General features: G+C 34.7%; 21 protein-coding genes. 15 read left to right on the top strand and 6 right to left on the bottom strand.

Annotated elements, in window-relative coordinates:
• Positions 1-123: 123 nt before the first annotated feature.
• From KD050_RS10650 to KD050_RS10625, 6 genes are all read left to right on the top strand, one after another.
• The gene (locus tag KD050_RS10650) at positions 124-873 is read left to right on the top strand and encodes a methionine ABC transporter ATP-binding protein (RefSeq protein WP_211896103.1); all 750 of its coding nucleotides are present in this window, start codon (positions 124-126) and stop codon (positions 871-873) included.
• Positions 866-1,528: a methionine ABC transporter permease gene (locus KD050_RS10645; RefSeq protein WP_211896102.1), complete on the top strand. Its 663-nt coding sequence runs from the start codon at positions 866-868 to the stop codon at positions 1,526-1,528. The genes KD050_RS10650 and KD050_RS10645 overlap by 8 nt, the downstream gene beginning before the upstream one ends.
• Before the next feature lie 16 nt (positions 1,529-1,544).
• Positions 1,545-2,372 (top strand): MetQ/NlpA family ABC transporter substrate-binding protein, encoded by an 828-nt coding sequence (locus KD050_RS10640; RefSeq protein ID WP_211896101.1) that lies wholly within the window; start codon positions 1,545-1,547, stop codon positions 2,370-2,372.
• A gap of 351 nt (positions 2,373-2,723) precedes the next feature.
• Positions 2,724-4,232: a malate:quinone oxidoreductase gene (locus KD050_RS10635; RefSeq protein ID WP_211896100.1), complete on the top strand. Its 1,509-nt coding sequence runs from the start codon at positions 2,724-2,726 to the stop codon at positions 4,230-4,232.
• Between the two features lie 288 nt (positions 4,233-4,520).
• Positions 4,521-4,742, top strand: coding sequence for a DUF1540 domain-containing protein (locus tag KD050_RS10630; RefSeq protein ID WP_211896099.1), 222 nt, complete (start codon positions 4,521-4,523; stop codon positions 4,740-4,742).
• A gap of 350 nt (positions 4,743-5,092) precedes the next feature.
• A complete protein-coding gene (locus KD050_RS10625; RefSeq protein WP_211896098.1) occupies positions 5,093-5,809 on the top strand; it encodes a sulfite exporter TauE/SafE family protein in 717 nt (238 codons plus the stop codon).
• A gap of 88 nt (positions 5,810-5,897) precedes the next feature.
• Here KD050_RS10625 and KD050_RS10620 read toward each other — a convergent pair whose 3' ends face one another.
• Complete coding sequence (locus KD050_RS10620; RefSeq protein ID WP_211896097.1) at positions 5,898-6,431, bottom strand: ECF transporter S component; 534 nt, start codon at positions 6,429-6,431, stop codon at positions 5,898-5,900.
• 755 nt (positions 6,432-7,186) lie between these two features.
• Here KD050_RS10620 and KD050_RS10615 point away from each other — a divergent pair.
• The 3 genes from KD050_RS10615 to KD050_RS10605 all read left to right on the top strand — a co-directional run bounded on the left by KD050_RS10615 (position 7,187) and on the right by KD050_RS10605 (position 9,496).
• Complete coding sequence (locus KD050_RS10615) at positions 7,187-7,726, top strand: GrpB family protein (RefSeq protein WP_211896096.1); 540 nt, start codon at positions 7,187-7,189, stop codon at positions 7,724-7,726.
• Positions 7,727-7,739: 13 nt separating this feature from the next.
• Positions 7,740-8,537, top strand: a complete 798-nt coding sequence (locus tag KD050_RS10610) for an aminoglycoside adenylyltransferase domain-containing protein (protein WP_211896095.1) — start codon at positions 7,740-7,742, stop codon at positions 8,535-8,537.
• Between the two features lie 143 nt (positions 8,538-8,680).
• Complete coding sequence (locus KD050_RS10605; protein WP_211896094.1) at positions 8,681-9,496, top strand: hypothetical protein; 816 nt, start codon at positions 8,681-8,683, stop codon at positions 9,494-9,496.
• Positions 9,497-9,637: 141 nt separating this feature from the next.
• On the opposite strand, the gene KD050_RS10600 is transcribed toward KD050_RS10605, so the two are convergent.
• Positions 9,638-10,828: a M14 family metallopeptidase gene (locus tag KD050_RS10600; RefSeq protein WP_211896093.1), complete on the bottom strand. Its 1,191-nt coding sequence runs from the start codon at positions 10,826-10,828 to the stop codon at positions 9,638-9,640.
• Positions 10,829-11,013: 185 nt separating this feature from the next.
• On the opposite strand from KD050_RS10600, the gene KD050_RS10595 reads away from it, so the two are divergent.
• Positions 11,014-11,589, top strand: coding sequence for a bifunctional transcriptional activator/DNA repair enzyme AdaA (locus KD050_RS10595; protein ID WP_211896268.1), 576 nt, complete (start codon positions 11,014-11,016; stop codon positions 11,587-11,589).
• Positions 11,582-12,070: a methylated-DNA--[protein]-cysteine S-methyltransferase gene (locus KD050_RS10590; protein WP_211896092.1), complete on the top strand. Its 489-nt coding sequence runs from the start codon at positions 11,582-11,584 to the stop codon at positions 12,068-12,070. Before KD050_RS10595 ends, KD050_RS10590 begins: the two co-directional genes overlap by 8 nt.
• Before the next feature lie 455 nt (positions 12,071-12,525).
• Here the strand turns inward: KD050_RS10590 and pgeF are convergent, their stop codons facing one another.
• Positions 12,526-13,287, bottom strand: coding sequence for a peptidoglycan editing factor PgeF (gene pgeF / locus KD050_RS10585; protein ID WP_211896091.1), 762 nt, complete (start codon positions 13,285-13,287; stop codon positions 12,526-12,528).
• A 137-nt stretch (positions 13,288-13,424) separates the two neighbouring features.
• Between pgeF and KD050_RS10580 the strand changes: the two genes are divergently transcribed.
• From KD050_RS10580 to gltP, 3 genes are all read left to right on the top strand, one after another.
• Complete coding sequence (locus tag KD050_RS10580) at positions 13,425-14,684, top strand: ATP-binding protein (RefSeq protein ID WP_211896090.1); 1,260 nt, start codon at positions 13,425-13,427, stop codon at positions 14,682-14,684.
• Between the two features lie 10 nt (positions 14,685-14,694).
• Complete coding sequence (locus KD050_RS10575; RefSeq protein ID WP_211896089.1) at positions 14,695-15,573, top strand: response regulator; 879 nt, start codon at positions 14,695-14,697, stop codon at positions 15,571-15,573.
• Between the two features lie 131 nt (positions 15,574-15,704).
• Entirely contained in the window at positions 15,705-16,985 is a 1,281-nt protein-coding gene (gltP, locus tag KD050_RS10570; RefSeq protein ID WP_211896088.1) for a glutamate/aspartate:proton symporter GltP, read from the top strand.
• Between the two features lie 197 nt (positions 16,986-17,182).
• Here the strand turns inward: gltP and KD050_RS21390 are convergent, their stop codons facing one another.
• Together KD050_RS21390 and KD050_RS10565 are read right to left on the bottom strand one after the other, a co-directional pair.
• Positions 17,183-17,314, bottom strand: coding sequence for a hypothetical protein (locus KD050_RS21390; RefSeq protein WP_255553775.1), 132 nt, complete (start codon positions 17,312-17,314; stop codon positions 17,183-17,185).
• A gap of 1 nt (position 17,315) precedes the next feature.
• Entirely contained in the window at positions 17,316-18,620 is a 1,305-nt protein-coding gene (locus KD050_RS10565; protein WP_211896087.1) for a helix-turn-helix domain-containing protein, read from the bottom strand.
• Positions 18,621-19,076: 456 nt separating this feature from the next.
• On the opposite strand from KD050_RS10565, the gene KD050_RS10560 reads away from it, so the two are divergent.
• Complete coding sequence (locus KD050_RS10560; protein WP_093062371.1) at positions 19,077-19,241, top strand: YvrJ family protein; 165 nt, start codon at positions 19,077-19,079, stop codon at positions 19,239-19,241.
• 238 nt (positions 19,242-19,479) lie between these two features.
• On the opposite strand, the gene KD050_RS10555 is transcribed toward KD050_RS10560, so the two are convergent.
• Positions 19,480-20,880: a purine-cytosine permease family protein gene (locus KD050_RS10555; protein WP_211896086.1), complete on the bottom strand. Its 1,401-nt coding sequence runs from the start codon at positions 20,878-20,880 to the stop codon at positions 19,480-19,482.
• Between the last annotated feature and the right edge of the window lie 174 nt (positions 20,881-21,054).

The following is a 21,054-nucleotide window of genomic DNA, read 5'->3' as shown; positions in this document are numbered from 1 at the left end:
TCCTTTTTAATTTGCTATTAGTTCCATAAAATCCGAAAGAAACTGCTAAATGACAGTACAAGTATATTAGGCTATAATTAAAAACATTGTAATCACCCTTCAATAATAGAAAGGGGTTTTTTTGTGATTAAATTACATAATGCCAGTAAAAGTTTTTCAACATTTCAAGCCATTAAATCTGTTTCCTTAACGATAGATAAAGGCGAGATTCATGGAATTATAGGAGCTAGTGGAGCAGGTAAATCTACTTTACTTAGGTTAATGAATTTATTGGAAATCCCAGATGAAGGTGAAATAGAGGTTAATGGTCAGAGGTTAACAAATTTGAGCAGCAAAGAACTTCGACATGCACGAAAAAAAATAGGGATGATTTTTCAGCATTTTAATCTAGTGGCGAATAAAACAGTTTATGAAAATGTCGCCGTTTCCTTAGAGTTGGCCAACATTCCAAAAAAGGAACGAAAGAGTCGAGTGATAGAATGTCTTCAATTTGTTGGGTTGGAGAATTTAATGGAACAATATCCAGTTCAGTTAAGTGGCGGACAAAAGCAGCGCGTTGCAATTGCAAGAGCACTAGCGAATAATCCCCAAGTTTTGTTATGTGATGAACCAACCTCTTCACTTGATCCTAATACAACTGCTGAAATATTAGAGGTATTAAAAAATATTAATCAAAGTCTAGGTGTTACAATTGTCATTGTCAGTCATGAGATGGAAGTGATTAAAAGTATATGTAATCGAGTAACTGTAATGGCAGCTGGAGAAATCTATGACATCGTATTAATTGAACCAAAAAGTATTCCAATTATAGATAATAGACCTAGCTACTTTGTGGAGCAGTTAACAAAGGATGGGGAGATGGACGATGCCTGAGATATTAGTTCAATATGAGGCTGAAATTTGGGCGTCGATCGGTGAAACGTTTATAATGGTTGGTGCATCTATAGTAGCGGCAATTTTATTAGGTCTCCCTGTTGGAACGTTACTTTTCATTTGTCGAAAGGGTCAGGTGCTCGAGAATCGGTTAGTTTTTTCTATTTTAAATTTATTAGTAAATATTATCCGTTCTTTTCCGTTCTTATTATTAGTTGTTTTTTTAATTCCTTTTACAAGATTAATCATAGGAACAGCAATAGGCACAGCAGCTGCAATTGTTCCTTTATCGATAATAGCCATTGCGCATTATTCAAGATTAGTTGAGCAATCTTTATTGGAAGTACCAAAAGGTGTAATGGAAGCGGCAATTTCAATGGGTGCTTCTGTTAAGGAAATTATATTTAAATTTCTTTATGTCGAGACTAGATCTGGTCTTGTTCTTGGATTAACGACATCGATAATTAGTTTTATTTCATATTCGACAATAATGGGAGTAGTTGGAGGTGGAGGTATAGGTGATTTTGCTATCCGCTATGGATACCAACAATTTAAAACCGATTTAATGATTTATATGATTATTATTATGATTATACTAGTACAGCTTATCCAATTTGTTGGTACAACTGTAGCCAGACTGATTGATAAGAGATAGATAATAGGAGGAAAACATGAAAAAAATTCTATTTTTAATGACAATGTTTGTATTAATTTTAGCAGGGTGTAGTCAAGAAAATGAGGCAAATGATAAAGAAAAAGCACAGGAAAATGATCAAGAAGAAGTAACATTGAAAGTAGCATCATTAATTCCCCCAATGACAGAGATTCTTGAGCTTATTAAGCCAAAATTAGCAGAGGAATCGATTAATCTTGAAATTGTTGTATTAGGAGATAATGTTCAGCCTAACAGTGCTCTAGCAGCAGGTGAAGTAGACGTGAATTTCTTCCAGCATGTTCCCTATATGGAGGAATTCAATAGAAACAACGATGCAAATCTAGTGCCAATTGTGCCTATCTATTTTGCAAATTATGGCACATATTCTAAAGAATATAATTCGATGGATGAATTACCGGAGGAAGCTGTTATCGCTATTGCAAATGACGTTTCAAATATAGATCGTTCGTTAGCATTATTAGCTCAACATGATGTGATCACTTTAAAAGAGAAAACAGGTCCATACTATACAAAAGCAGATATTGTGGAAAATCCAAAAAATTATAAGTTCGAGGAAGTAGATTTGTTAATGCTAGCGAGAATGTATGATGATGCTGATGCAGTAGTAATGACACCTGCTTATGCTGCTCCACTTGGATTAACACCAAAAAGCGATGCTCTCCTAACTGAGGGTGACGATAATGACTTTGCCATAACTCTAGTTGCGCGCGAAGATAATGAGGATTCAGAGGCAATTAAAAAGCTAGCTGAAGCCATGACAAGTACCGAAGTACGAGAGTTTTTAGAAGAAAATTATGATGAAACTGCAATTCCAGCATTCTAGGCAGTTAAAAGGAAAGGGCTATTCGAGTTGTTTTTACAACTGAGAATGGCCCTTTTAAACTTCCAATGCACTAGGTTAAAGTATCGATTACGAAGAACTGTACCATAAGAAATTTTTAAAATTATATAGTCGCGGTCCGCTGGTAATATTCTCACTATTTACTAGCTTTTAAATCGCTTTCAAATAGCTTATAATTAGCAGATAATAGAAGATATCATCAATAATAAATTGTAATTTATGATATGGTTATAATAGAATGAAAAAAGATGTATTCCTGTAATTTAACTTGACATATAGTTATGCCTAAGTAGTGTACATCCTTTAAACAAATACGGAGTAAGGAAGGTTTATATGAACAAGAGAGAAACTGAAATAGAAACAGAAGTTATCTTAATAGGTGCCGGAATTATGAGTGCTACTTTAGGAACATTATTGAAGGAATTAAAACCAGAATGGAAAGTTAAAGTATTTGAGAAACTCGATAAAGCAGGGGAAGAAAGCTCTAACGAATGGAATAACGCAGGAACAGGGCACGCGGCGCTGTGTGAGCTAAATTACACTTCGGCAAATCCAGACGGCTCTATAAATATTACCAAAGCAATTAACATTAATGAACAGTTCCAACTTTCAATGCAGTTTTGGTCTTATCTTGTAAACAGCAAGCTACTAAATAATCCAGAAGACTTTATCATGCCAATACCTCACATGAGTATGGTACAAGGAGAAGAAAATGTAGCTTTTTTAAAGAAGCGTTTTGAAGCAATGTCAAATAATCCTCTATTCCAAGGGATGGAATTTTCCGATAATCCAGAAAAACTGAAGGAATGGATTCCGCTTATCATGCAGAATCGTCCAGCAACGGAAGCTATTGCAGCTACAAAAATTGACTCTGGAACGGATGTAAACTTCGGAGCTTTAACACGTATGTTGCTTGATCACCTTAAAAACCAAAACGTTGATATTAACTACAATCATAGTGTGGAAAATCTTAAACGTACGAGTGATGGCAAGTGGGAAGTGAAAGTGAAGAATGATGCTGAAGGTAAAATCGAATACCATACCGCAAAATTCGTCTTCGTCGGAGGTGGAGGAGGAAGTCTTCATTTGCTACAAAAATCTGGTATACCTGAAGGAAAACATATTGGAGGATTCCCGGTAAGTGGACTATTTTTAGTATGTAACAAGCCGGAAGTCGTAGAGCAGCACCATGCGAAAGTATACGGAAAAGCTAAGGTCGGCGCTCCACCAATGTCTGTTCCACATCTAGATACAAGATTTATCGACAATAAAAAATCACTATTATTCGGACCGTTTGCTGGTTTCTCACCAAAGTTTTTAAAAACAGGTTCAATGTTGGATTTAGTAACTTCTGTAAAACCAGATAATTTAACAACTATGTTGGCAGCAGGAGCAAAAGAGTTGTCCTTAACAAAATACCTGATTCAACAAGTTATGCTGTCAAAAGAAAAACGTATTGAAGAATTACGTGAGTTTATCCCGAATGCTAAACTCGAGGATTGGGATACAGTAGTAGCAGGTCAACGTGTACAAGTTATCAAAGATACAGAGACTGGCGGTAAAGGAACACTTCAATTTGGTACAGAGATTGTCACTGCAGCTGATGGTTCTATCGCAGCATTGCTAGGTGCTTCTCCAGGTGCTTCCACCGCTGTCCATGCTATGATAGAGATACTTTATAGATGCTTCCCGCAACAAATAGAGGAGTGGGAACCAAAAATTAAAGAAATGATTCCTTCTTATGGCGTATCGTTAATGGAAAATCCAGAGCTTTTACACGAAGTCCATACTTCAACAGCAAAGGCACTTGGTCTAAGCAAAAAAGAAGAAGTCTATAGTTAATTCTTTAAAATGTAGAATCTTTAATCTGTCCATAGATAGATTATAGATTCTTTTTGCTTTTTTGATTTCTAGAAACCGGATTCCATTTAAAGAAAGCGTCCGCATGGAGCGGAAGTCAAGATTGTTTGGATTTCACTATTTAATATGCTTTTATGAATTCAATTCACATATGAAGTAAATGCAAAAAGAAAAATTCTTGTATAAATTAAACTCGTTGAATTGGGCAAGATATTTTATGAGGAGTACATTTATGTATTTCTTAAAACATCTCAGGTTAGGAGGACAACTATGCCAAATGTAGAAGTTAAATGTGCTGTATCAAATTGTATTTTCCATGCAAAAGGAAATGTTTGTGGAGCCGAAAAAATTGAAATAGATATGGATTACAATGCAAACGACAATAATACAGAGTTTGCTTCTGAATTTGATTACCGCTCTATTTCTGAAGAAGCAAGTCATTCAGCAGATACGTGCTGTAAAACGTTCAAACCTAAAGGAAATCAAAAATAGTATTATTTCTAATAATACTAAAATGAGGTCCAGTCATTTAGGTTTAATATTGGTAGATGTAAACTAAACATTGAGATTAGAGAGGGGCTAGAGGGAAGTGTCCTTTAGTCCCTCTTAATAAGAGGGAATTAGTTTAAAGACATACTGATAAAAAGTTGTTTATAGTTTATATGGTCAAACAATAAGTTGACCTATTTTTGGATAGTGATATTCTAAATAGATAGCTTTTATAAATACAAAGGATACCTTTCGTTTAAGGTATCCTTTGTTCGTTTATCGTTAATATTGTTAAAACGCTAGACTTAAATAGTTTTTTTAGTCTATGTCTTATGTAAGAAAGTAGGTTTTATATGGATACAGTACTATTCTTTGCAATTATTTTAGTGGCCTCCATTCTTCAAACGAGTACCGGATTTGGTTTTTCTATTTTGGCTACTCCCTTCCTTCTTTTGATATTTGAACCAATGGAAGCAATACAAATTAACCTGTTGTTATCATTAGTTATTTCTGGTGCTTTAATAACTAAGATTATAAAGGATATAGATTTTGAAGTGTTAAAAAGATTAATAATTGGAAGTGTCGCAGGACTGCCAATAGGAATTATAACTTTCTTACTAATAGATATTAATAAAATTAAATTGGGAATAAGTCTGATCATCTTAGTATTAACAATAATGCTTATACTTAGGTTTAGAATAAAACAGAATAAAAAAAGAGATTTGATTGTGGGCGGACTATCAGGTTCTCTAACAACTAGTATAGGGATGCCCGGACCACCTTTATTGTTATACTTTTCCGGTACAGATACTCAAAAAGAAAAGTTGCGGGGTACTACGCTGGCATTTTATTTATTTATCTATTCAGTGAGTCTAATAATCCAAGTAATTTTTGCGGGAACAAGCAAAACCGTATGGGTATCTAGCGGAATTGCTTTACCATTAGTACTAATTGGACTGTACTTGGGTCAACTATTATTTAAGAGGATTAATCAAAATGTTTTCCGCATATTTACATATATCATCTTGTTGTTTACGGGATTATATTTGCTTTTTGAGAGCTTGGGCTAGTTGAACAGGTTGAAGAGGCGTCTAAACTATTAATAAAAATCAAAAGAAGGAGAATGCTTGATATAGAAAGCATTCTCCACTTTTAAAGTTATTTAAAATATGGGATTTTTTTCATTACTACACAAACTGGGATGGCTACGCAAAGTCCTACAACATTTTGTACGATGTTCCCAGGAATAGAGGCTGCTGGTACAATCCAACTTTTAAATATGATTGCTTCTCCAAGATAATAGACACCTAGCATAAAAGGAATCGAAATAATCGTTGCAAATAAATTGAGTGCTAAACTACTTCCGTTGCGCCCCTTCGACCAAGCAATTTTACCCACGATATATCCCTGCAAGCCGCGTGCTAAAAACGTAATTGGTGTCCATAAAATCCAAGGACCTACTAAATCGAATAAACCCATACCAACTGCGCCAGCAATAGCTCCCTTTTTAGGACCAAATAAAATAGAAGAGATAAAGAGTACGGCTGTGCCAAGATGAACTAAACCACCATTTGCCGTGATAGGTAATTTAATATTTAACAATACCGTAGCAACGAAGACAAGGGCAATTAACATAGATGTAATAATTAAATCGAAAGTACGTGCCGGGGAATAGCTTATTGTTTTTTGCATAGTTAAAACCTTCCTTTTCAATGATTTTTATGAGTTAAGAATTACATTAGCAAGGAATTGGTGTTTTTAAAAGTATCAATTCAACAAAAACTGTAGTGGTCAGTTAGTAGAGGAATAGGGAAATTTGGGTGATGTGTAAGGGGATTTATAATAATGAAAACTAGTTAATAGTACTCGTACCTACACTCATCGATCCTAATAAGTGTGGTTTTAAAAAGAGACGCTCAAAAGTAAAAATGACTTTATGAAATGTGGCACACCGTTTGAAATTATATCAGGCGAAGTGTTGAGAGAAGTATTTCAAATTGACGCTTGTATTATTCAAGATCCTAAATTACAGATTCCAATTTGTTATTCGTACGACGTATTGGAATAGTTACTTTCAGTACAATAAGCCTTCTTTAGACAGAATACAGGTCACCGTACCTATCTCTAAAGGAGGCTATTTCCTATTAGCCAGTTATACAGATTCTACTTTGCAACCTACTTTGACATTTTCTCTCCCTCTTAAAACAAATCGCTTTTAGTAAAAGTTGCTCATACTTTTATTACTCTATTTAATAAGCTTTCATAGTAAAAGGACTTTTAAATTGAATATAGAATATAGAGTAAGGATAAATGATCCAAAGTAACGAGTCATTTGAAAATTGGGAGAAGTGCGGGGGAAAGAGATGCTTTAACCAAGTATCAGCTATCTTCACCTTGGATTGGAAAATTAATCAATCATTTGAAATTTCCCTGAAGGGAACACAATTATGAAACAAAACCTTAAAATTGAGAAATACAATCTCGAGTGGGAAAAAACCTTTCGTTGTTTATCTTCTATTTACCAAAATAAATTAGGGGACTTAATTATTTCTATTGAACATGTAGGTAGTACATCGGTAAAAGGATTAAGCGCTAAACCAATAATCGATATTGATATTGTCATCGAAAATAAACAACTCCTTCGGCCAGTGATAAAAGGACTCGAGGAATTAGGTTACTATCATGAAGGAGATTTGGGAATTAAGAACAGGGAAGCCTTTGCCAGAACCAATCAAAATGTACCAAAAGACAATGAAGGTACAACTTGGATGGCACATCATCTATATGTATGTCTTCAGAATAGCGATGAATTGAGGAGACATCTAATTTTTAGAGATTATTTAAGGGAGCATCCCGAAGCTGTACGTGCTTATGAAAGTTTAAAAAGAGAATTAGCGAGAAGTACAAATGACAGAGAATCTTATACACAGGGAAAAGGAGATTTTATAGAATTCATTATAAATAGTCTTCAAGAAAAATTGAAATGAAGGGGTTACTAATGTGAACTATAAATGGGAATCTTGTCCTCAGGAAATAAAAGTACTTGTATCAAATTTACTAACTAAGACACAAGCAGTTATTGATGATCGGTTGATCGGTTGTTATCTACATGGCTCATTAGCTATGGGAGGATTCAATCCAGATAGTAGTGATATCGATTTAATAATTGTAACGGAAAATCCGCTATCGATTGAAACCACGAGAAGGTTAGCGGTTCTTTACTTAGAGAATTCAAATCATCCATATCCAATTGAGGTTAGCTTTTTAAATGCTCCCCAACTCGATAACTGGAACTTTCCTACGCCCTATGATTTTCATTACAGTGAGTTCTGGAGAAAAAGATATGAAGATGAGATAAAAGAAGGAACAGCGCTCTATTTGAATGGTGATGAAAAAAAGGATGGAGATTTGGCTGCACACATTATGATATTAAATCATCGTGGGGTATGTATTGCAGGAAAGCCAATAAGACAGGTTTTCCCTTTAGTTACTCAGTCAGATTTTCTTACCTCCATTTTAGGGGATTTTGAGGACTGTTTAAACAATATTGAACATGAACCGGTTTATTGTACTCTAAATTTGATAAGAGTTTATATGTATTTAAAAGAAGAGAGTATTTCCTCCAAGCAAGAGGCAGGGACATGGGGAGGGTCACATCTTCCAATAGAGTTTCACTCGCTCATTCAACAGGTATCAGAAGCCTACGCTGATAAGAAATTGCATGCTCTCTTTGACAAAGATGATTTACTAAAACTAAGAGATTATTTAAGCGAGAGTGTTAAAGTTCTATTACATTGAAAATAGATGCTTCATATGCTATTTGTTCCTTTTTTATAATATTTTTGAGTCCAAACCGATGAGGTAGATACAGTGCCGACGTGTGAGGTTGTAAGGCATGGCACAATTTATTGATCAAAAACTATAAAAAGGGAGTGAAGAATATGATTAGTAAAGTTGCTCCATATATTTTTGTAATTGGTTTATTCTGCATAGTATTGGACGGCCTTTGGATTGTAGAGTCATATGATTCTATTGTTTCCTATCCAAGAGAGTCATTTGTTTATTTAGTATTAGGGGTATGTTTGATCGTTGTTTCTTACTTCTTATTCAAATTTAAAAAGCCTCTAAGTATAGAAGTACAGAAAGGTTCCGGAAACCAAAAAGATAATCGAGTGTATATTCGTAGAGTATGGGATGAAAGAGATAAATTGGGCGGGATATTAATAGTAGGTCTTTTTATTGTCTTGGTTATTATTTCTATTTTTGATTTTGGACTAGCTGTTAGTTTACTATCACCGATTCTATTCTGTGGAATGGTTGTAGTAGCTTTTCTATATTCGATGTACCATGATGACATGGAAATGGAAGATGATGAAACATTAAAACCAAAAACTGCTAAAGTTCGAACGCTTATGAGTTTAATTGATTATAGAAATCATTTCTTTAGCCTGTCCTTGCTTCTATTTACAGTAATAACTTGCTCCTATTTATTAACGAAGGAGCTAGGATATACATTTACTGAAATAAGTGGTGGTATGAAAGTAATGACTCTAGAAGGTGGAATGTATTGCTTATCAGGGCTTATATTTTTGTGTGGGTTCGTCTATATCATCCATCACGTGGACTTTTTGGGAGTTCGACAGGCAAAACAAAATTATGAAAAGGTATTAAAAATACATTTTATAGAACTCGGCTTTGTGGGAATAGTTTTCTTTATCTGGTTAATATCTTTAGTGTTTGGCAATCAGAGTTCATAGTCTACGTTAAACTAACAAACCCGAAGAGGCGGGTCAGCCACACTTTCGAGGTCGCACAATGGCATTTAGTTAGTCGTCACGACAAAGTGTCGCGACGACTGAGTATTAAAACATAGGCACTTGCGTTTATTTTTTGCCACTTTATACATACAGTCCTGCTAAAAATATTCCTAATACCTCTTCATAGATTTCATCAAATTGGGAGAGTGGCAGGGGATTTGTTCCTGTGCCAAGCTCGACAGTAAAGCCAGGTCTGCGCCAATCCTGGATAAACCAGTCTTTAAAGCCAGCGTAGCTATCAATCGTCTTGACAGGTTCGTATCCGCTGACTCTACTAAACTCAGCAACCATTGCTTCGGACTCTGGTGGTTCGAGGTTTTCAAATCCCCAATAGATAACTTCTCCTTGTGTGTGAAATGCTAGTACTCTTTCAAAATCACTACTCCTTGTCAGATCTGCCATCGCGATTGCTTCTGGCTCCGATAATGGACTTTCTCCCCCATAATCTCTCGGACCTGGAACTTTAGGGTTTCGTGCTCGTTCTAATTCCCATTTCGCAGGAAATTGATCATTTAAGTCGACACCTCTGATATTTGCTTTCCATCCGGAAAAATCAGAGCTGCCATTATTCCATTCAATTACTCTACTTTTCCAAGGGCTTTCATTAGGAAGTCCATTTATTACGAGGTCCACGCCATCGGGATTTACCATTGGGACTAGGGACAATGAGGTTTGTAAATACAACGGGAATGTATCAAGTCCACGAATAGCAGTTTGGTTAGTTATGGACAATGCGTAATCATTTAAAAAGGTTAATAGGACAGGTGTCGTAATCCATTCATTCGCATGAAAGGAAGCATTGTAATGAACCTTTTTTTCTCCGCTACCTATTAAAATTTCAGTCAATTGTCGATATTCAACTGAATTACCGATAGAAGATACCTGCAAGAAGGGATAAGTAGTTTGTAATTGTCTAATATCATTCATCATCGTGCTGAAATCATAATTTTGTTTTCCGTTCACAATTCTCCAAGTAACTCTTACGGGAACGTTAATTGTCTGTCCGATTTGTAGCCGGATTGGATTGAGGGTAGGATTACTAAGAAGAAGCGCATCTAGTGGAAGATTTCTACTGCTAGCAATAGACCATAAGGAGTCCCCTGTTCTAATTTGATACTCAGTAGTAACGTATCCTGGAATTTGAATACGTGCACCTACCGAAAGTATTTGTGGGTTAATATTCCGGTTAGAATCAATAATAAGTTTAATAGGGATCCTGAATAATTGGCTATAATACCAAAGTGAATCCCCGGGTCTAACATATACATCCATGTCGTTCCCTCCTTTCGATGAAAAGACCAATCATAAAAGTATATGAAACTAAACCCGAAAAAGTGATGCGTGAGTACGTAGGTCTAGTCATTCCTCCGACCATAAGAGCAAGAATGAGGTCGCGGTATTGTAGAACTGTTGATAGAATGGATTACAAGATATCAAAAGAGGACGGTGAATATTTGATGAATACTATCCATCTTTCCTTCGAGGAAATGTGGGATAAGATTATGACCTGCGATCGAATGTACGATGGACTATTTTATACGGCAGTTAAAACGACGAAAATATATTGCCGTCCTTCCTGTCGATCGAGAAAGCCGAAAATGAAAAACGTTGAATTTTTTCAGGATATTCAACAGGTTGAAAAAGCGGGATATCGTGCATGTAAAAGGTGTAAGCCAGAGGTAGAGCACTCACCCCATATAGAAGTTGTAAAAAATGTCATTGGTTTCTTAGTCAATAACTATAAACAAAAGCTAGAGTTGCAAGATATCGCAAATCATGTTGGGCTGAGTCCGTATTATTTGGAACGATTATTTAAAGAGGAAACTGGGGAAACCCCTCGTAGCTATTTAGAGAAAATCCGAATAGATAAAGCTGTCTATCTGTTGAAAAATACGAGCTTGTCTAACTTAGAGGTTTGCTATGAAACTGGTTTTCAAAGTTCATCAAACTTTTATAAGGTTTTTCGGTGTTTACAAAACTGCTCTCCAAGTGAGTATAGAAAACAAAAAGATAAGGATGAGTTAGATGGATAAATTATATACAGTAGACTACAAGTCGTCGATTGGGATTCTAGAAATAATAGGGACAGATCAAGCCATTAGTTCCATTCTTTTTGTAGAAAGAGAAGAAATGGAAAATACGTTGCAGGAGGATACTCCTCAGGTTCTAAAAGATTGCCTTGTTCAAATAGATGATTACTTTAAAGGAGAGCTTCATGAATTTAGTTTTCCTTATGTAGTAAATGGGACCGTATTCCAACAATCTGTGTGGAATGCTTTAAAGAGTATTTCCTATGCAGAAACCGGATCCTATAAAGATATTGCTGTTTCTATCGGCAATGAAAAAGCAATACGCGCGGTAGGAAGTGCCAATGGTAGAAATAAGTTAACTATCGTAATACCCTGTCATCGAATCATTGGTACAAATGGAAAGCTAACAGGCTATGCAGGAGGCCTCTGGAGAAAAGAATGGTTACTTCAGCATGAACAGAAGGTTAAAAATACGAGGTTTTAAAGTTGAATGAAAGTAAAAGCTCATCCACATAAATGTGCTTTTTGAAAAGAAAGTATATAAAATGTAGCGTGAACTTTGGGTTCATGGAACTTTTAAGAAGGAATAAACCTGATGATTACCGTTACAACGAACTTTCATGTTTCGAAGCTAGCGTAGCGATGCAGAAACAGGTGGACGCTTTCTGTGGGCGTGCCTCAGCCTAGCGCTGTTCCCACTGGAGTCGCCCTCTTGCGCTACAAACAATAATAGTTGTAGGAGGGGAGACGGACAGACAACCGCCATAAGATTTCCGAGAAAAGTGAGTATTGGTTGTGATGACTGTCATAACCAATACTCACTAAAAACTCACTCGGTAATCATATAGCAAAACGACTGTCCAAAGCACTTCGAAAACGATAGAAACAAGCTTTGACCTAAAAGGATCAGGAGTCTTTTTTTGCCCATTTTTCTGATGTCTAATCTTTTCTCATAATAAAGCTTAAATGTCTTCCTGCTTGTTTGTCTTCACGATAGGAGAATCCATCTGGACTCAAAAATGTGCAGGTGGGATCGATTGTAATTTGGTCAGAAGGGATACCAGCGAGCTCACATTGTTTTTTTACAGTCAACTGATTGTCAATATGATATTTGTTGGTAGATTCCTTATAATACATAAAGTCATTGGCATAGCCCAAGTCGTTAAATTTTACATAGACATCCGCATCGACCTCGAATTTCTCTTGGCTCAGTGCAGCGCCTATTTGAACATGGAAGTCACTTGGATTACAATTTTCCACCTCTTTGAAGTGCTTAAATAGCTTGGGGGTAACTTCCTTAATCGTCCCTTGCCAACCCGAATGAATGACACCAATAAGACCATTCACTTTATTGTAAAAAATAACTGGAACACAATCCGCAGTAAAGCTAGATAGAACAATATTTGGTTCAAATGTATACAAGGCATCCGTATCGGCTATTGCTGTATCTTTCGATATGGCACCAAGTCCTTTATCTTCAAGTGTTACTCGATGAAAATGAACGCTATGAGTTTGATTGGCACAAACGAAATTATCGATCCCGCAAGATAGAAAAGTTGCTAGTTTTTTACGGTTTTCTAAGACGTGCTCTGGATTTATACATGCATGTAGAGCCATATTTCCCTGTTCTAGTTCCTCTTTATCCTTCATTGTTATTCCTGCGATTATCTTTTCATTGTTTACATATATTTTTATATTCATATGATCACCTAATGTCACTATATAATAGTACGTTTTAAATGTATAGAAAATACAATGCTACCAATATGGTCTTCGTCTAAAATTGACCTGGAAATGTTATACTCATACTATTAAATACATCCATACAGGAGAGTTTTATGGTTATTAAACGACATCAACTAGTCTCTAATAAATGGATTGCCTTGGCAATAACAATATTATTTACTGTACTTGCTAGTGAATTTAAAGTTATTCCTTTCAATGGGGAGGACTTCCGTTTTGGATTAGGAAGTGCTGCTTTTTTCTTTCTTTTGTTAATATTTCAACCAGCTTCGTTTGTCCTCACCGGTCTTTTAACGGGAGTTGCAATTGTAGTCATACGAATCGGGGAAGATATGTTATTCACGGATGATGCTTTTTGGTTAATCTTTGAGAATCACTTCCCCGCATTTTTATTTTATTTGTTATTTGCAGTTGGTATAAGTGTTATAAATTTAGAACGTTTCAAAACGACCCCTCTTTTACTTGGAGCAGTCGCTACAGTAATTGAGTTTACGGCTAATAGTGCGGAACATATTGTTCGTTATTTGTTATTAAGCAATGAGCATTTTGAGGTTCGAGAATGGGTATTATTAGCATTAGTAGCCATTTTTCGAAGTTATTTTGTAGTAGGTTTATATAGTTCAATTACAATAATGGAACAAAACAAGCGTATGCAGGAAATGCTTGAGGTTGGCTCTAATCTATATGCAGAAACACTCTATTTACAAAAATCGATGAATCATATTGAACAAATTACAGCATCTAGCTACGATTTATATCGTCAGCTAAAAAAACAAGAATGTCATTCTTTAAGTGTTCAAGCATTGCATGTTGCGCAGGAAATACATGAGGTGAAAAAGGATTCGCAACGTATTTTAGCAGGATTGGAGAAAATTACAAAAGTTAAAAGGGAGAAGCGTTATTTTCTTTCAGAGATACTCCAACTTGTTATTCATGCCAATGAAAAATATAGTGAATTGTTGAAAAAACGAATTGTTATTCACTCTACTATTGCAATTGATTTTGAAACGGAGCAGCAAATTCCGTTATTAGCAATATTGAATAATCTGGTTGCGAATGCAGTAGAAGCAATTTTCTATGTCGGAGATATTTATATAGATATGTATGAGGAGTCTCACAATACGTGGTTTGTTATTGAAGATACTGGCAAAGGTATCTCAAATGAAGATCAAGCAATTGTTTTTGAACCAGGATATACAACTAAGTTCAATGATCAGGGAGTAGCTGCAACAGGTATTGGGCTGTCTCACACAAAAGAAATTATTCTTACATTGGAAGGTCATATACACATTATATCACCCGAAAAGGGTGTTATTTTCAAAGTTAACATTCCAACAAAAAACTTGAGAAGGTGAGGGAGGAACATTGCGATATTATATTGTAGACGATGATTCAGCAAGCCGATTGATGCTTAAAAAAATCATAACAGAGGGAGAGTTGGGACTAGTTGTTGGTGAAGCGGAAAATGGGGTGGAAAGTATATCGCCGATTCTCACAACAGAACCAGATGTTGTTCTCATTGATTTTCTAATGCCAGAATTAGATGGACTTGAAACGATTGATCAATTGAAAAGTAAGGGATTTGAAGGACAATTTATAATGATTTCGCAAGTTGTCAATAAAGAGATGGTGGGAGAAGCATATATAAAAGGAATAGAGTTTTTTATACATAAGCCAATTAATCGTGTTGAGGTTCAGAGTATTTTAACGAAAACAGCACAACAATTTCGTTTGAAGGATTCTCTCTTGGCGATAAAAGATTCCTTATCAAATATTGGTTCTTTAAAGCCAGTGCAAAAAAAGCAAAGTGTTAGAGAGATTGTTAGCTCGAAGCTAAGCGACATGGGGATAGTGGGTGAGGTAGGATGCAATGATCTGATCTCGATAGTGGAAATACTTATTCATCATAGTAATCCTTTAAGCAAATTTCCCCCCTTAAAAGATATATATGAATCGCTTGCGATGAAACAGGATGCGGGAGATATAAAAAAAGAAATGAAGGCAATCGAACAGCGACTGCGAAGAACGATATTATTAGCCATGCAACATATGGCTACAATTGGTGCCATTGATTATACAAACCCGGAATTCGAGCATTATGCGCCACGATACTTCGATTTTCAAGAGATTCGAAAACTAACAATTGAAATAGGAGAAAATAGGGTAAACCCTTCAAAAATTAAGGTAAATATAAAAAAATTTCTTCAAGTACTTTATTTAGAAGTACTTGAAAATTATAAATAGTCTAAGGATAAATTTAATTCATAAAGATAAATGTAGGATTCTGTATGATTTCATAAGTCGCCCATATACTACTATTTAAGCTAATCTGTTTTCCAGAAAGCGGTTACAAGTTTGGGAGTGGTGACTTTAATATGAAAAGAAAATTTAAATTTACATTAGCATATCAAATTTTAGTAGGGTTAGTACTAGGTATTATTGTGGGAGCTGTTTTCTTTGGAAACCCTTCTGTTGAAAAATACTTACAGCCTATAGGAACCATGTTTATCAATATGATTAAAATGATTGTTGTTCCTATCATTGTTTCGACTTTAATCCTAGGTGTTGCTGGAACGGGTGATATCAAGCAATTAGGAAAATTAGGTGGGAAAACACTTATTTACTTTGAAGTAGTGACAACTTTTGCGATTGTAGTTGGATTACTTGCAGCGAATCTTTTCCAACCTGGTGAAGGTATAGACATGTCAAACCTTGCTAAAGGTGATATTGATCAATATGTTCAAACAACTGAGCAAGTACAGAAAGAGGATCACGGAATATTAGACATTATTGTGGGGATAGTCCCAGATAATATTATTCAAGCGATGGCAGCAGGAGAAATGCTTCCAATTATTTTCTTCTCAGTATTATTCGGATTAGGAATTGCAGCCATTGGTGAGAAAGGTAAGCCGGTCTTAGCTTTCTTCCAAGGAACAGCAGATGCTATGTTCTGGGTTACAAACCTTATTATGAAATTTGCTCCTTTTGGGGTTTTTGCGTTAATAGGAGTAACGGTTTCTAAATTCGGTCTCGAGTCTTTATTGCCATTAGGTAAGCTGATGATTCTCGTGTATGCAACGATGATATTCTTTATAATTGTTGTGCTTGGCGGAATAGCCAAATTTGTAGGTATTAATATATTCCATCTGTTGAAAGTATTAAAAGATGAACTCCTTTTAGCGTATTCAACGTCAAGTTCGGAAACAGTTTTACCAAAAGTAATGGAGAAAATGGAGAAGTTCGGAGCACCAAAGGATATCGTGTCGTTTGTAGTGCCAACGGGGTATTCATTTAACTTGGATGGATCTACTTTGTATCAAGCAATTGCCGCTATCTTCATCGCTCAGATGTATGGGATTGACTTAAGTATTTCACAACAAGTTACGTTAGTGTTAGTTCTTATGGTCACTTCTAAAGGTATTGCAGGAGTTCCAGGTGTATCTTTTGTTGTATTATTGGCGACTTTAGGAACAGTCGGTATTCCACTGGAAGGCCTGGCATTCATCGCAGGAATTGACCGTCTTCTGGACATGGCTCGTACAGTTGTCAACGTTGTAGGAAATGCGTTAGCTACAATTGTTATGGCTAAGTGGGAAGGTCGATTCGATGAACAAAAAGAAAAAGAGTATTATCTTTCTTTAGAAAAAACGGTTTAATATCTCGCTATTGAAAGACGTAAGCTGTTTTCCATAGCAACAATAATAAGAACAAACAATAAACCGGCTATCCATTTGGATAGCCGGTTTTTAAGTAACCTCAGCTGATTCTTCACAATAGCTCCAGTAATGTGAATGGAGACCTTCAACTTAATGAACACTGCTTTAAAAATACAGCTCTAAATACTCGATCTTTTTTAAATAAATTTATTCTCTATTGATGTAGGTCTTGGAGTTTCGTTTTCACTCATTTGTTTTATGTTTGTTGTAAAGCTCAAAGTCAGGATGACAATACTTGATAAAGTTAGCAACACAATCTTCTTTTTCATTTTATAAATCCTCCCATTTCACAATAAATTTTTGTTTAAAAAGAATCTTATTTGCTTTTTGATAATATAAACTTGCTGCTTTAAATTTGTGATGTTTAAAAAGGTAATCTGCCAATAATATAGAATACTTTTGAACATGACGTTCATCTTTTTCGTTTTCAAAATAACTTATGGCTTCCCTTAATACCATTTCAAGTTCGTCGGTTAAATTGTGGTAATGCTTATATATTTCAAGGTGATAATAATAAGAAATATATTCTTTTTTAGAATTTTTTCCTTCTACTATTTTATCTAAGCCTTTCTGACACCATTTGAGGACCTGTTGATGATCAGACTGTTTGGAATACTGTTTTATAATAGATAGAGTTGTTAGTAAATACCCTTCGGCATTACAATCTTCTTCTTTAATTTTTAGACTAAGCTTATAAAACTCAATTGCTTTTTCATGACTCCCTTGAATTGCATGTAATGAACCTAGATTTTGATAAATCACCTCCTCATAATTAATCAGTTTATAATCTATTGCTAGTTTTCTAGCTAAATTATAGTTCTTTTCTGCTTCTTGAAATTTTCTCATTTCTTTATGTGCAATTCCTATAACGATATAATTATCAATTGCTCTTTCAAATAAAAGATTGTCTTTATAATATAGTAATGATTTTGACGCGTAATTTATTGCATTAAAAAATTCATCACACTTAGAGTAAGTTAAGCTTAGTACATTATAAAAATCTGCTATTTCCCATTCTTCATGGAGTCCATTATTTACGTATTCTAATGACATCTCTAATCGACTTAATGCATCTTGATAATTCCCCTCCAAATAACTATAAATGCCCAAATTTAGATTATTTATAAACTTTTGTTTTTCGTCTATATCATCTCTTATTTTCACAATTATGTTATAGGTGGATTGTAGTTTATCCTCCTCGTCATCTAGTATTAATAGGAGACGAAACAGATAAAGGTGATAACTGTAATAATTATTTAGTTGTAAAAAATATAGCTTTTGATAAGTGAATTTATGCAAGGATTCTCTTATAAATTTTTTGTCTCTCTTCAAAACTGCGGTTTTGTACAATTCGGATAACGATGTAATAATTTTATTTTCCTTTTCACTTGATACTTGATCTATTTCTATATTTAGTTTTTTGAGTAAAAACGTTATTACTTCATCACTTGGAACAGTTAAATTATTTTCTATTTTGCTTAAGTAGGATGTAGAGCAGATTCCCTTGGCCAATGTGGTTTGTTTCATACTTTGGTTTATTCTTTCTGATTTTATTATATGACCTATACTACTCATTTTCTTCACCCCTTATGAATTAGTATTGTACTAATTCTTGAAAAAAACTAAATATCCTTTTTCAATCGTTCGACTCAAAACGACTAACAATGTGTAGAAAAATATAGAAAGCAATAGAAAATTGTAGAATAAAGGTATAGTAATTATCCAATTTTTATTAAGAAATATTAAAATTTCATCTAGTTATGAAAGTTGTTTAAGTTATATATTAATAATCTAATAAATTAGAGCATGTTTCCCAACTTATAATTATTCTAAAAATGATAAATATTTAGTATAATCTAATAAATATCAATTAACTTAATCGAAGGGAAATCAGGGAATAACACGAGGTACAATTTTATGCGTTTTGGACAAGTGAGTTTCTTAGAATACAAATCAAACGTTATGTGGTTTTACTCAACAGGTATGTCAATTGCTTGAGGAATGGTAAATAATAAGGAAAGGGGGATAAACATGATCGGGGAGGAAAACATCGTACAATTAATTGGAAACTTTGGATTTCCCATTGTAGTCACTATTTATTTATTGCATCGATTTGAAAATAAAATAGACTCTCTTGAAAATACCATTCACAATATAGCAAATGTTGTTAACAATAGTATAGAAAAAAGAAAGTGAATTGTAACATGGATGAAATTGATGTCCTGTTGATAATATAAATTGCAAGCTACACTTTTTAAAGGGAATTTAAGCAAATTTTCACTAATCTACAATTTTCTTAAAGAAGATGTCAGAAGTGAAAAGTAATCCATCCCGAGTGTTAACTCAAAAAATGGATTACTTTTTTAATGTCAATAATGAGTATATTTTTTATCTATTCTTTAGAGATTTACTAAATTAGAAGTAGTAATTAATGTTATGCAATATAATCTTCTTTGGGAATATCATCCGCAGCACCTTTACTGTAATACTTACCTTTTGTTAATACCGCAATAATAACTGTAAGAATTGCTGCTAGAATAGCTGCAAAAAAAGCAGCGGTACTTTGTAAAAATGTTCCCATATAACCTAGTGCTGCAAATGTGCCTAGACCACTAGATATTATCAAAGACACAACTCCAACAGGATTCCATTTGTATAAATATTCTTGGCGATCCTCATAATAACCATTCCCAATTTTTAAAGCTTTTTTAACGATTAATGCATCGGTAACTAATATAGCTGCCCATGAAAGTAAAAATACACCTTGAAATGTCATAGCGGTATCTAAATGGTTAACAATTCCACCTAGCATTAGGATTATTGCACTGATTCCACTTACGACAACCCAAAAACGGCGACCAGGTGTAAATTTAAATACGTTTTCGAAGAAGTTAGATAAAGATAGGGAACTACTATATATATTGGTAATATTTATACGTAATTGGGTTAACATAGTGAACAATGCTCCGCCAATGCCGAGAAGCATTACAATATAAACTCCAGGATTCGGTTCTCCTAAGCGAACTCCAAACCATATGCCTAGACCACCCATAATGCCGAAACAGAAAATTTGCGGAACAAAACCGATTACGACAGATCCAATTTTAATATCTTTCGGTTTTAGAAAACGTGCATAATCAGATGCTATGAGGGCTGTTAGACCCATTATTCCATGTTGCATTCCTATGCAGAGAAGCAAAGCTTGTCCTCCAACTTGTACTCCTTCAGGTAGATAAGTCCAAAATGGTCCTTCAAATACAGGAGGCTCATAAAACGATATAACAATTGCTGTTATTAAGAAAATAACAAATATAGGTAAAGACCATCTTTGTATTCTATCTAGCTGTTTGATTCCAAACCAATTTAAAGGTATAACGATAAACCCGAAGAAAATGATTAGCGCCCATTCGTGTAGGGAGGGGAAGAAGGTGTGAACCGCGGAAACTAAAATGAGACCTTCAAATGCACAATACATAATAAAGTTTGTCGCGTAGAGGAAGGACGTTAAGGAAGCACCTATATAGCCAAAACCTCCTCCTCTGGATAATAAATTGACATTCATACCAGATTTTGCAGATAAGTAAGCAATAAAGGTTCCTAGTATACCGGCAACTATTATTGCGTAAATGGAGGAGATAATAGCATTAAGTGCCCCAAATTGAAGAGCCATTACGCTCCCCATTTGAAAGTAAAAAATGGCAGTGGCTATTCCTAATGTAATATTGGTTATACTTAACCAACCCATATTTCTTTGGCTACGGGGTACCTTCTCTAATGAATAATCTTTGTCTATCTCTTCAGTTACTTTGTGATCTGTAAGCTGGACAGATCCCATAATATCAACTCCTATTAAAAAAAATAATTATCAATGTGAAAAGACGCAATAATAATTAAATTTTCTTTATTTTTATATTGCCACTGATCATTATAACATATACTTAGCTAAATAATAATTCTGAAGCAGTTGACAGGATTATACGTGTATTGTAAACTATGAAACATAATTGAA

It is taken from the genome of Psychrobacillus sp. INOP01, assembly GCF_018140925.1.
Taxonomy (GTDB): domain Bacteria; phylum Bacillota; class Bacilli; order Bacillales_A; family Planococcaceae; genus Psychrobacillus.
Note: the sequence above shows the minus strand (reverse complement) of the source record. Positions and strands in the feature narration are given on the sequence as shown.